We start from the raw sequence: 14138 nt of genomic DNA on the forward strand, positions 1-14138 counted from the left end.
ATGAATTATATAATGGAGGCTGAAAAATATCTTTTTTTAAATATAAAAAATAATAATTTACATCATTAGGGAAATTAGCATCAGTTATAATCTAATGTAATAGATCAACTGATGCTAATTAGGAACACTATAAATATTGGATGTTATATCGCTTTCCCACTAATCTTTCGAATCTTTTGATAATATTATAAGCAGAGCTTTTAATAAAGTCTTCTTCACTTTTTAATAATGGCACTACATATTTCATAAGACTTGCTTCATTGCAAGTTTTTGATAATAAAACTTCCAATTCGTATCTTTTCATATCTGGGAGCTTCCCTGCAACCAGATTAGTTAGCCAAAATAGCACTTCCCCTTCTATATCCTTACTATTTATAGGACAATGAATTAACATTTCAGTTAAAAAATATCTGTGCTTGTAATCCTTATCATTTAATTGCTGTAGTATAAACTTTTTTTCTGAATGATAACAGTTATGCCCTATTAAATTGCTTAATGCTTTTCTATCAGACCAACTGTCTCGTCCAGATTGACAATACTCCTCCCACAAAGCAAACAAAGTAACAAAAGACTCTTGTGATATAGAGTATTTCTCATTTTCATAGTTTTCAAATGAAATTATATTCAATATTACGGAACGAACTTCTGCTTCACAGTTTGTAATTTTATTTATTAAATAATCAGTCAATGGATAATTTTTGTTTAAATGTCTCAGTACATGAACTAAACTATCTTCTAAATCACTATTATAGTTGTTTAATTTATCTTCTATTATTACAAATACCTTATTAGGATCAATTTTAGAAACAATATTGCACAAATTCAAAAGTTCTATTTCATTTTTACAAGATTCCAATTTTTCATATGCCTGTTTTGTAATCTCAACCTCTTCGAGATCGTATAAAAAATCGGCCGCAACACTCCCAATAAATTTCTCATTTAATAAATCAAAAAGCACCTGAGTTAAATCATTATACTTAATTGGCCTATGCATATCATCTCGAAATCCATGTATAATTTTCCTTTTATATTCTGATGGAAGGGTTCTAAGAAGACCTAGCATTTTATCCTGGGCTTTTTTTGTTTTTAGTTCACTCAATACTTTTATAGCAAATAAAATTGAATTCTTATCTCCTGAATTCAAAAGTTCGGTCACTTTAATATAAAGATCTTCAGAATCATAAGCACTTATCACATTGGCAATGTTACTCAAAATGAACTCACTGGTATCATTATTTAGCCTCATTGCCTCATCAAACATTGTGCCCAGCGTAGAAGGTAAAGCTAGTATTTTTAAAGCTTTATTATAACTATTCCCAGAGCGCCATGATTCATCAGTTAGTAGGCCTTCTAGTGACTTATTAAAAGATTCAACCACACCTCTACGAGCTAAAACCATAGACGCGGAAATAGATAGTTCAACCACTTCACTATTTTGCATTTCTAACAGCTCTGTCTCTTCGCCAAACTCTCCTATATAGTTCAAAGCACTTGCTAGGTTTGATTTTTCAGCTTTACTAATAGAAGGACTTTGAATTCTTCCCTGCAGAATTTGAAACAATTGTCTACCGATCTCATCTTCACGAATTGCTGCACTTTGATAAGCGATTACTGCAAACATAATATCTGTGTTTGCAATTTTTCTCAATACTGATTTTGCCTTTTCTTTATCTAATAATCCAACAAATAAGATTAACGTTTCATTCCATTTAAGATTAATAATTTTCTCTTCAAGTATGAAGGGATCTTCAAAAAAATACTCCAAAAGTCTAAATGCTGCTAAAAACTCAGTTATAGATTGATGGAAGAAAGAAATTTCGCCATCAAAATCAGTAACCATAATCCCACTTTTTAATATATTTTTCATTAATATTTCAGAGCTTTCAGGCGTAATCTCATATTCTTTAAGTTTTATTAGAAAGTCACTTGTGTTAATACTTTGGATGCCTTTATCAACTAATTCATATGCAATATTAACAAAAAGTAAATGAATTAAATCGGATGCAATATCCGTGCGACTAATTACTTGTTTTTCAGTCAAATGTAAATAATTCTCAAGTAAAGTTTTTATATCAGAAACTTTGCTTTCCCCTTGTTCTGACTGAAGATACAAACTAATAAATAATGGGTTTTTTAATATATCCTTCATTTTTGAAGATAAGTCTCCATACCTAGCGTTACCATTATCCGCTAAAATCTTTTCTAATTGAGTATCATTTATAGGTTGAACCTCAAATATAGGATAATCAAGGAATTGAATATAATTCATCGATCTTGAAGTAACAATGAACCGATTTCGAGAATACAAGTTTGTTAACCACTGCAAGTTATTGTATAAAATCCTCGACTCATCATCAATAAGGTTTCTCGGCGCTTCATTCACAGCATCGAAAATGAAGATAAACCATCCCTTCTCTAGAGCAACATCTACATCAATCGTTGATGGTAGCCTGCTCTCTATCATTTTTCTAAGATCTCCTTTATATTCTTTCATTGGCAATAGGACAGGTATAGAATGTTTTAAATCAAGTTCCTCAACATCATTACAAGCTAGTATTTTATCTAAGCAAGATTTAGCTGTCGAATAACTATATCTCTGAACAGATTTTGTCTTACCAGTCCCTGGAGAACCGAAAACAACAAGATTAGTATTTAAATTATACACTTCGTTAATTGGCATACTGAATTTTATAAGACGTTCTATTTTATTTCTACCCGCATAAAGATCATATCTTTGTTTTGCACTCAAATTAATTGTATATTCATTATTACTCATATTTAATATGTGACAAATAGAATCTAAATATCTTACCAGTGATGTCTTCAAAGACCCATTTTCGTTAGAGGGCCTCTTAACCCTAGTCTCATTAAAAATATTTTCTAGAGTGCTATATAGATTCTCATGACTCCATACTTTCTTACCATTTTCAATTCTCTCAATAGTTTCATAGGGTATAATATTTATACCGTACTCTCTCTTCCAATACTCGGATTCAAGATCTCCTATATCCGAAATTATTGCAAAATGTTCTCTTTCTGCGCCAAGAAATGTTGATCTTATCTCGTCCTTTAATAATTGAAAATCAGGATCTCTCAGACCAAAACCAATATAAATAATAGCCCTAGAAGCAAATAAAAATTTCAAGGTATCCGTTGTTGATCTGTTTTGGTTGATTAATTTTCTATAATCTTCTCTTGATAAAACTATTGTTTTTGCACTATTGATACTACCGTGAATTTTAAATATAAAATTACTCGCTCCTGATTTTTGAAGTTTAGCTTGCTCTATCAGTTGGTCATTATTTACAACACTTAATTTCGATTTGTTGTAAGTATAGTAAGCATCCTCTATAAGCTCGTCATAATTTGTTGTTATAAAACAGTTTGGGCCTAAATTGATTAATAACTTATGTATATCGTGAGGTTGTGGATTTGTTTTCATGAATAATTCTTCAATAAAGTCACTTAAATCAGCATCTCTCATTTTTAAACTACATAAGCTTGCAGCAGTTAACAGATCTCCTTTGTCAATTACATCTAATATTTCAGAATAATGTTCATTAGATAAGCCACGGTTTACCAAATAATTCACCATCTGCTCAAGAAGACCTTTCCAATGAGGCAATCCTGACCACATAGATATCCCGGATCCTACAAAAAAAACACTTTCTGAAGACCTTATAGCATCCAAAAAATTCTTAGGATATTTCATTTAAAACTACACCTACCTTAATTGATGAATTTACAGCATGTGATCTAATAGTACAATAATCTTAAATCATAGAGATTTCAAAAATTCATTTTTTTATACTGAGTGTTAATAATTTTCACTCTTAGAAGAAACTGTATCAATAAAATGTACTATTCCCATAGTTAAGAAAAAATCAATTCAACGATGAAAAACTCCCCGCGCCAATACCCCATACTCCACCCGGTTCCGGCCCTTTTGCTTCGCCTGATACAGCGCCTTGTCCACGGCATCAAATAGCTGAATTAAATAGCGTTCGCCATCCTCCGGTACGTCTTCGTCCTCATATGCAAAATCATCAATCGACAGAATACCGACGCTAATTGTAATTGCTATTTCCCCCATCCCATAATTCAATGAAATACGATTGGATTCCACGGTCTGTCTTACACGCTCTGCAATATCAATCGCTAGATCATGCTCGGTATGCGGCAGGTAGATCATGAATTCCTCTCCACCATAGCGGGTTAGAATGTCGGTACTGCGTACAGATTGCCGTAGTGCCTCTGCTGTGCGAACCAGTACTTCATCTCCAACCACATGACCATAGTGGTCATTAATGGCTTTGAAGTGGTCGATATCGAGCAGCATGAGGGAAAACGGCATTTTATATTGAAGGTTCGTGAGTACTTCATGATTCAGATGTTGCGTCAGGTAACGGCGATTATAGCACTGCGTCAGACTGTCCGTCAGCACCAGCTCTTCCAGCTTGCGGTTGGCATCGGATAACTCCTGACCAATCAGATCGAGCGCCTCATTGCGCTCTTGTAGCGTCTTGTACTGCTGGTTCATCGTTTTAGCATAGAAGCGCTCTTGCGAGACATCCTGGAACGTCAGCAGGTGCCCTAGCGGTGCAAGAGCCGAGTCCACAATCGGAGAAGACTGCAGAATATAGTGGCAGAGCTGGCCGTCTTTCTCCACGATCACTTCGATCTGGCAAAGCTCCATTTTTTTCAAGCGATACTTGTTCAGGAACTTCCGACTATTCCCCTCCACAGACACCCCAGCGAGAAATGCCTCCATGTCCCAGGCATCCCCTACATGTTGTTCTATGAAAAAACGAGAGGCTTTGTTCACCTCCACAATCACTTCGTTCTCATCCAGCACCAGGATGCCATACGGAATCGTATTAATGACGTCCTCATGGGCGATGGAGACCAGATTGAACACGTTGTACCTTTTGATTACATACACGAAGAACAGGTCGGACAGGAAAATACCCAGTGAGGTCAGACCCGGAATAATCGGCAACCAGCGGCTTAGCAATACATTAAGGATGGCATCCAACGTGGCAAACGCACCCAGCACAAAAATACCCCAAAGAGTGATTTTGACCTGCTTTTGAATCATGGCTGGTGTCTTGGAGGAAAATACCGCATGAAACATAATAACAAGGGAAGTCACGAAATAGCTCACCAAAATGAACATGACCACCCAGAACCATGGGCCGTAAGCACGCTCGATATAACCACCCTCCAGAGGCATGACAAAATCATGCCAAGGGTTCGCAACAACCCCAATCGCTCCGATTACAGCGGGTACAAACAGCAACACCAGCCGCCTTTGGCTTAATCGTTCCGCATAACCGGTAATAAACAACGTCAGCAGCAGCCACCCGCTCCCTAGCAGCGACACCGCTACAAAGGACAACAAAACATAGAATAATTGCAGGCCCGGATCATCGGTGAGCGTACTCGCAAATTGACAGAAAGGCCACATCATCATCAAACCGTGAAACAAAAAATACACCTTATGTAAATTGGTAATTCTAACGGTAGCAAACACATACACGCCCACACCAAACAATAGCACGAATAACGAAAGATCATACCACACTAATGGGTTCACAAATCTTCTCCTTCTTGGAAGTGACACTGTTCCATAGTTATCAGCGGAATTCTGATACGTTACCAAACGTTGAACTTTGATTTTTCTTCGGATCATTCTACAAACAACTATATGAGATACATCTGCTAGGCTTTGAATTTGTTCTGGTTAAATTACCCATATCGTACCATACCCCTGATACGCTGAGTAGCCCATTCACTGGAAGTCTGCCCAACCTCTGATTGAAATCGTATTCATTTTTTGCACTTTTGTGAACGTTTTATTTGAAGACTCCACGTCAAAAAAAACGCCCAGCTTGCAACTGAGCGTTATCCAGCCCGTAACGGAATACGTAATCTATTTTATTGAAAAAAAAGCTTCACTACTGGTAACTCTCCTACGTCCGTGCTATTTCTATTTTTCTTTTCAATCTATTCATGACTAGCTCATGATCCATCAAAGGTTCTTTAGCAGAAATCTGTTTCTCCGCAACGATTAAACGAAGTTGAAGCTCGTGTCTTGCCTCAGTTAATCCGTTATTTCCATGAAATTCGTTAGAAAACCGTTTGCTTCCCATAAAAATCAGACTCCCTTTTCGTACCTGATATCAACGCTTCAATTCCACTTACTTCACATCTGCCAAAGGCTCATTGTCCGAGAACAGATCCGGATTTTCCTTCAACATCTCCGTAAGCACCTCGGTTGTTCTCTCAGCATTACAGACACTTGCGACGGCATCTCCAAAACTCCCTTTATGCATCGCGCCTGCTTGAACCAGCACCTCATCCACCTTCCAGAAGTGCTCTGACCAAGATAGTCCGCAATGTCTGCGTGAAGGTACGGAAATTTTAGTTCCATCTGGCAAAACAGTATACAGCATCTCATGTTCATCGGTCATTCTGCCTGGAATGTCCACCCATTCCTCGATTCCATGAATAAACGTGTTCCGCTTCAAGTCCACCCCCACCAGCAGAATTGTCGCTTTGCGATCAAGTAGCTTGCCCCATGCAGAACCTCGTGCACATGGCGTATCGAAGAAATGATCGTCCTGTGTGAACGCCTGTGCGTCCTTCCCTAATGCCGCTACCGAGTGTGTAGGATGCCAGGAACGGACAACGTTAGGACGTTTACGGAACAACTCCGGCAGAATGCCCACACAACAGGAAGACGTTTCCACGTGGAACAATGGATTACTTTTGTTAATGGTAGACCACGTATGCGTAGGCAAAACGAGCAAACCATCCTTCATATACTCACTCAGCGCATCCAGCACGGTATCTGCCCCGCCCTCCACCTCCCCCATACTCTTCATCGAAGAATGCATCAACAAGGTGCCGTGACGATCTATGCCTAATTCCTCTAGCTGCGCGATAAGACTTTCGTATGTATGTGTCATCTTGGAATAACCTCCTTAGGAATCGATGTGATGTATCGAAAAATAAAACAAAGAGCCGAGATAGGTTCTCGGCCTCTGTAATACACTTTTATACGGCAAGCAGATGCTCGCTTTAACGTTGAATACGCTCATGAATTTGATCTCTGATACTCTGATCATACTTCAGACATGAGCAGAGTACAACCGAGATTTATCCTTTGGAATGGAATCAAGGCGTGGATTAAAGACCTTAGTGATGATTCTAAAACGATATATACCATCTATAATTCCATGTTTGTCAGTATGACTATTTAATAATCACGTACTCCAGATTCACCAGCTTCGCATACGTTACGATCTGATCTGTCGTCAGGTTCAGGGATACCACCGTGTGGTGTCCGCCACCGTTCTCAATCCAAGCTTTAACGCCGTCTTGGAAGTTCGGTTTTACTGTCCACAATACACGAGCGACTGGCAAATTTGGTGCAGGAACCGTTGGTTCGAAGGCAGATACTTCATTGATCAGCAATTTGTAGTGTGTACCGAAGTCTGCCATGGATACGACGACACCTTCGCCAGCTTTGCCGTCAAAGACGAGACGAGCCGGATCTTCACGATCGCCAATTCCCAGTGGAGATACGATGATTCTTGGTTTAGTGCTCGCAAGTGTAGGATCAACCTCAAGCATGTGAGATTGCAGAATGGCTTCTTGGCCCGATGCCATTTCATACGTGTAGTCTTCCATGAAGCCTGTGTTTTCGTTATGCGCCATGATTTTCAGCAAACGATCCAGCGCCGCTGTTTTCCAATCCCCTTCACCCGCAAATCCGTAGCCTTGAGCCATCAGGCGTTGTACGGCCAGACCCGGAAGCTGCTTCATGCCGTGCAGGTCTTCGAAGTTCGTTGTGAAGGCCGTGTAACCGCCGTTATCCAGGAACTTTTTGATCGCAATTTCATAGCTTGCTTGCACACGTACACTAGCTTCCCATGCTTCTTTGCTGTTAGTGCCATAATCGAATTCATACAGATCCGCATATTGTGTGATCAATTCATCAATCTCTTGCTCACTTACAGCGTTCACGTACTCAACAAGGTCGCCGATGCCGTAGTAGTCTACTGTCCAGCCAAACTGGATTTGAGCTTCGACTTTATCCCCTTCCGTTACCCCTACGTTACGCATGTTATCGCCGAAACGAGCAACTTTGATGTTAAAGCTTTCGTTGTATGCCACCGCTACGTCCATCCAGTCTGCAACCTGCTGTTGCACTTCCGGACGCTCCCAGTAACCCACAACAATTTTATTTTGTTTTCTCAGACGGGCATTAATGAAGCCATATTCACGGTCGCCGTGTGCCGCTTGGTTCAGGTTCATGAAGTCCATGTCGATGGTTGCCCATGGAATGCTCTCGTTATATTGCGTTGCGAGGTGAAGCAATGGCTTTTGCAGCAATTTCGTACCGCGAATCCACATTTTCGCTGGAGAGAAAGTATGCATCCAAGTGATTACACCCGCTACTTCGTCGCGGTAGTTTACTTCTTTCATGATGCTGGTGATTTTATCTGCGGTTACAGCCAGATCTTGCAATACAAGCGGGTAAGGAAGTACGCCGCTAGCGTTAAGGGCATCTGTAATTTTCTGTGCGTTTGCTTTAACTTCACCGAGTGCTTCTTCACCGTACAAATGTTGTGAACCGACAACGAACCAAAACTCTTTTGCTGCTGTTGCTGACATGGAATCATCCTCATTTCATTAGATTATAGTTGGATAAGATGGGTTTACACCGGGTCACTCCGATTGCAGTACCATCTTTCGATCGCTGGTTATCCTCGGATTTCTTTTTTTCCTCTCTTAAGGGGGAAATCCGATGATAAACGCCAAGCATATCCTTCCGAAGTAGCTTTCGTGCCGAAAGCTTTTAGCTTCGCTTCTCCAGATTGGTTCTGCACTCTCCGTTAATGGTGTAAAAGTTCTAATACAACCTTGGGTTAGACAGGGGATTACACCGAGACACTGCGCAGACAGAATAATCTTTCGATCACTGTTATCCCCAGATTTCTTCGAACCCCTTATGTATAAGGGGGAAATCCGGTGATAAAGGTGAACGCTCCGCTTCTACAGCTTTCTTCTGTCTGCTCCGTTAGTGGTGTAAAAAAAGGTTGTTCAACCTCGTATTGAACAGATTTTCACACCGGGAAACTGCGATTGCAGCATCTCCGGGTCTTACAGTTCCAGATTATTTCTGGCCGTAGTATGCGTCCTTGCCGTGTTTGCGCAGGTAGTGTTTATCCAAAATACCTTGCGGCAGTTCTTTGGCAAAGTTGTTCAACTGGCGGGCGTACAGGTTCATTTTGCACACTTCCTCCAGCACGACGCTGTTCACCACGGCTGACTTGGCGTCTTTACCCCATGTAAACGGTGCGTGACCATGCAGGAGCACTGCCGGAATCGCCATTACATCCAGTCCGCGTTGTTCGAACGTCTCAATGATTACACGGCCCGTCTCTGCTTCGTATCCGTGATCAATCTCATCCTGGTTCAGGAAACGTGCACATGGCACGGCTCCGTAGAACGTATCCGCGTGAGTCGTTCCCATGACAGGTACGTCCAGACCGGCTTGCGCCCAGATCGTTGCCCATGTGGAGTGCGTATGCACGATGCCACCAATTTCCTTGTAGTGTTTGTATAAAACGGCATGGGTAGCGGTGTCCGAGGAAGGTCTCATCTCCCCTTCCACCACGTTACCGTCGAGATCGACGACAACCATGTCGCTGGCTTCCATTTTCTCATAATCGACTCCGCTTGGTTTAATAACGAACAGACCGCTTTCCCGATCAATTGCGCTCACATTGCCCCAAGTGAACTTCACCAGTCCGTGCTTCGGAAGCTCCAGGTTGGCCTCGAATACCTCTTGTTTCAGTTGCTCTAACATGTTTAGTTTCCTCCGTTCTCTACCAGATGCTCTACAGCGGCGTGCTCAATGGCAAGTCCGCTCCGATAGCGTTCGATAAATGCTTCAAATCCCTTCACATCGGCAGCTTCCGGAGCCACTTCGACCCCTTCGACATCCTTGAACACCTTTTGCTCCAGGAAAACATCCAGCGTTTCTTGCTCGCCTTTGTCCTTCAGGTACGAAGCCAGCAAAGCCATACCCCACGCGCCGCCTTCACCAGCGGTAGACATTACCGATACCGGAACGTTCATAGCCGCCGCGACGATTCGCTGACCAACTACAGGTGTCTTAAACAGACCACCATGTGCCAAAATGCTGTCGATCGCCACCTGCTCCTTCTCGGTCAGGATGTCCATACCCAGCTTAAGCGCGCCAAAGGCGCTGAACAGATGTGTGCGCATGAAATTCGCCAGGTTAAACTTGCTTTCTGGAGAGCGCACGAACAACGGACGACCTTGTTCCAGCCCTGTAATATTTTCACCAGAGTAGTACCCGTAGCTGAGCAATCCGCCCCCGTCCGGGTCGGCTTCAAGCGCCTTGTTAAACAACACGCTGAACAGCTTGCCGGAATCGGCCTCGATGCCCATCGCCTCTGCGAACTCGCGGAACAAACCGATCCATGCGTTCAGATCACTGGAGCAGTTGTTAGCATGCACCATGCCAACCGGACTGCCGTCTGGCGTGGTCACCATGTCAATCTCGGGATACACGCTGGACAATTCCTTCTCCAGAACGATCATCGCAAAGACTGACGTGCCCACGGAAATGTTCCCTGTCCGTTTGCGCACACTGTTCGTGGCGACCATACCTGTTCCCGCATCACCTTCTGGTGCACAGAGTGGAATTCCTGATGCCAGTTCTCCTGACGGATCAAGCAGCTTCGCTCCAGCTTCCGTCAATGCACCTGCATGTTCACCTGCGAGGTACACTTTAGGTAGCAAATCCTCAACCTTCCACGGATAACCTTTGCCAGCAATATGCTCATTAAACTGATTGATCATTGCCGGGTGGTAATTATGCGTTGTCTCGTCAATCGGGAACATACCCGATGCATCGCCGATCCCAATCGCCTTATTGCCCGTCAGCAACCAGTGGATATATCCTGCCAGTGTGGTCAGGTAATCAATCTGAGGCACATGTTGCTCTCCGTTCAAAATCGCTTGATACAGATGGGCAATGCTCCAACGTTCAGGGATGTTGAATTGCAACAATTCTGTCAGCTCGCGTGCAGCCGCACCTGTCGTTGAGTTACGCCATGTACGGAACGGTACGAGCATTTCCCCCGCCTGATCCAGCGCGATATATCCGTGCATCATTGCAGAGAATCCGATTGAACCTACAGTCGTCAGCGGTACACTATACTTCTGCTGCACATCCTGCTTCAACTCGCGGTACGCTGTCTGCAAACCCGTGATGATATCCTCCTGATTGTACGTCCAATAGCCGTCTTTCAGCAGGTTCTCCCATTCATAACTGCCAGAGGCAATCGTCTCGAAATGCTCATCAATCAATACCGCTTTAATGCGCGTTGATCCAAGCTCAATCCCAAGTGAGGTTGCTCCCTTGGCAATAGCTTCTTTCACATCCACATGACTCGTCACTTCCGCATATCCCCTCTCTGCTCGCCATCTACGTCCGTGGAATGGCATCTATTCCAACTGCACCCTCGTAAGGTGCAATCCACCACCTACGTTCGTGGCTATAATCTATTTCAGCATTCCAAGAATGCGCTTTCCTGTACTGACAGCCTTAGTATATTTTTTGTACGTACATTTGTCAATGAGATAACGAAGTTATACTCACAAAGGACTTTTTTTGCAAAATACTCAATTACATCAACGAATTTTAATTTATTTCCCCTGTAGAAATTCAAGGTTTAATTCGACAACATCGTAGCCAGTTGTACGTAACATTTATAAAAATGTACGGTTTCTCTTGCAAGTAAAGTGAATCATGCTAGAATATGTACGTACAACTTGAGCCATATTGATATAATATAGACGTTACAACGAAAGAAGTGGACGAATTGAAACCTAAATACCAAGTCATTATTGATGATATAAAGAGCCATATCCTGTCTGGGACTTACAGCATCGGCGAGCAGATTCCTACTGAATCAGCCTTGCAGGAGAGTTATAACGTGAGCCGTCAGACCGTTCGTAAGGCCATTTTGGAGTTGTCTAACGAAGGTTTTTTACGCAGCGAAAAGGGTTCTGGCACCTATGTCAGCAATCAGTACCGATCGCGAGCAGGTGGCAACACTTCCAAGAAGACGATCGGGGTCATTACCACCTATATCTCGGACTATATTTTCCCTTCCATTATTCGCGGTATCGAGCGTCGTCTGAATGAGGACAACTACTCGCTACTGCTCGCCAGTACGAATAATGATGTAGCACAAGAGAAAAAGGCACTTGAGATGATGTTATCTTACGGCGTAGATGGTCTGATTGTTGAACCGACGAAAAGCAATCTGTACAACCCGAATATTGCGTACTATCTGTCTTTTAAGGAGCAGGATGTGCCGTTTGCGATGATCAATGCATTTTATGAGGAGTTAGAGGTCCCCTTTTTCTGTCTGGATGATGTACAGTCCAGTTATCTCGCCACTAAGGAATTAATCTCCAAAGGCCACACCCAGATCGGGATTATTGCCAAAATGGATGATCTGCAGGGCAAGTACCGGATGAAGGGATACATCAAGGCACTAGGGGAAGCAAAACTGAGGTTCCACCCCGAGCATGTGCTCTCGTTTGATACCGCATCAAAAACAGATCTGTCCGCAAACGTGACAGCATATCTGCAAGAAAATCGGGAAGCACTCACCGCGATTGTTTGTTACAACGATGAAGTTGGGCTGGAAGTGGTACACGCTTGCCGCCAGCTCGGTATTTCGATCCCGGATGAGCTGTCCATTATTGGTCAGGACAATTCGTACATCGCCAAAAATGCAAATATCAGGCTCACCACACTCACTCATCCCCAAGAGCAGATGGGTCGTGATGCTGCCGATTGGGTTATCCGCAAGCTTCAGGGGAAGAAAGACCTCCCTACTCAAACCTACTATCAGCCTGAACTGGTGGAGGGAGAAACAGTGAAAGAGATGGAGATTGAGTAAATATTCTTATGCTTGCAACGCTAGCCAGTAGCAAGTGATATACTAGATGGGGCACGGCGTAATATATATCGTACGGATGACGTAGAGTTCCATACGATTTACGTTTTTTTACATTTACACGAGCAATACAATTTGGGATAAAAAGAGTTCAGGAGGTGATCTCGTCATGGTTGAAATGAACGGCCTATCACAACCAGCACATCTGTCACCTGTGGACTTGAACAGCATGCGTGCCAAAACGTTGGGAGATTATCTGAAATCACGACGCGCCCGGCTTCAACCGGAGCAAGCAGGACTCGCTAAGACTCATGGTCAACGCCGAACACCAGGGTTACGCCGAGAAGAGGTTGCCATACTGGCAGGGGTTAGCGCAACCTATTATACGTTTCTGGAACAGGGGCGAGAGGTAGCCGTCTCCCGAGAAGTTATCGAGAGTATCGGCCGGGCACTTCAATTGTCTCCCGATGAGCACACCCATCTGCTCGGCCTATGGAATGGCAATGAACCTGAGATGGCCCTGCCAATTACCTCGGAGATCACTCAACCTTGGCGGGATATTGTGAATCAGATGGCGTTTCCTGCGTTCATCACGAATGATCGTGCTGAGTTGCTTGCCTGGAACACATCTGTCGACAAATACGTATTGGACTACACTTCACGTGCTCCAGAACAACGGAACATGATGTTTAGCTTATTTACAGATCCGGAAATGCGCGCTCGACTTATCAATTGGGAGGAGATGGCGGCACATTCCGTTGCCATATTCCGTACCTCTTATGATAGATATACACATGATCCGTGGTTTCCCAAGTTTGTAGATGATCTTTCCAAAGAAAGTTCTGAATTTGCATCGTTATGGGAGCTGCACCACGTAGAGGCAAAGAGGGTTACGCGCGTTTACTACCAACTGCCCGACCAAGAACAAGCTATCGCATATGACATTAATTCGTTATCCTTCACGCTGGATCACCCGGATCTGCATCTGTGCATCTATTCTCCAGTCAAGGAACAGGAATCTTAAACAGCGCTTGCCCCTCTTCTTTCACAAATCGTATGATCTACACTTCATTTACCACCGTAGTCCTATACAAGACAACCAGAATAATGCCATCCTGGTAC

9 protein-coding genes are annotated in these 14138 nt (G+C 42.9%); 2 read left to right on the forward strand and 7 right to left on the reverse strand.

What is annotated here, in order from left to right:
* Window positions 1-127: 127 nt before the first annotated feature.
* From ACT89M_RS28095 to ACT89M_RS28125, 7 genes are all read right to left on the reverse strand, one after another.
* Window positions 128-3712 (reverse strand): SIR2 family protein, encoded by a 3585-nt coding sequence (locus ACT89M_RS28095; RefSeq protein WP_308723260.1) that lies wholly within the window; start codon window positions 3710-3712, stop codon window positions 128-130.
* Between the two features lie 177 nt (window positions 3713-3889).
* Entirely contained in the window at window positions 3890-5596 is a 1707-nt protein-coding gene (locus ACT89M_RS28100) for a histidine kinase N-terminal 7TM domain-containing diguanylate cyclase (RefSeq protein WP_308723259.1), read from the reverse strand.
* A gap of 376 nt (window positions 5597-5972) precedes the next feature.
* A complete protein-coding gene (locus ACT89M_RS28105; protein WP_154889770.1) occupies window positions 5973-6152 on the reverse strand; it encodes a hypothetical protein in 180 nt (59 codons plus the stop codon).
* 48 nt (window positions 6153-6200) lie between these two features.
* Window positions 6201-6971: an AAC(3) family N-acetyltransferase gene (locus ACT89M_RS28110; RefSeq protein ID WP_308723258.1), complete on the reverse strand. Its 771-nt coding sequence runs from the start codon at window positions 6969-6971 to the stop codon at window positions 6201-6203.
* A 286-nt stretch (window positions 6972-7257) separates the two neighbouring features.
* The gene (gene araA / locus ACT89M_RS28115; protein ID WP_308723257.1) at window positions 7258-8682 is read right to left on the reverse strand and encodes an L-arabinose isomerase; all 1425 of its coding nucleotides are present in this window, start codon (window positions 8680-8682) and stop codon (window positions 7258-7260) included.
* Between the two features lie 502 nt (window positions 8683-9184).
* A complete protein-coding gene (locus ACT89M_RS28120) occupies window positions 9185-9880 on the reverse strand; it encodes an L-ribulose-5-phosphate 4-epimerase (RefSeq protein WP_308723256.1) in 696 nt (231 codons plus the stop codon).
* Window positions 9881-9882: 2 nt separating this feature from the next.
* A complete protein-coding gene (locus ACT89M_RS28125; RefSeq protein ID WP_221787630.1) occupies window positions 9883-11550 on the reverse strand; it encodes a xylulokinase in 1668 nt (555 codons plus the stop codon).
* 377 nt (window positions 11551-11927) lie between these two features.
* Here ACT89M_RS28125 and ACT89M_RS28130 point away from each other — a divergent pair, with 377 nt between their 5' ends.
* Window positions 11928-13019: a GntR family transcriptional regulator gene (locus tag ACT89M_RS28130; protein ID WP_090923506.1), complete on the forward strand. Its 1092-nt coding sequence runs from the start codon at window positions 11928-11930 to the stop codon at window positions 13017-13019.
* A 166-nt stretch (window positions 13020-13185) separates the two neighbouring features.
* A complete protein-coding gene (locus ACT89M_RS28135; protein WP_253498975.1) occupies window positions 13186-14040 on the forward strand; it encodes a helix-turn-helix transcriptional regulator in 855 nt (284 codons plus the stop codon).
* The last annotated feature ends 98 nt before the right edge of the window (window positions 14041-14138 follow it).

The sequence above is a fragment of the Paenibacillus sp. NN59 genome, assembly GCF_057597225.1.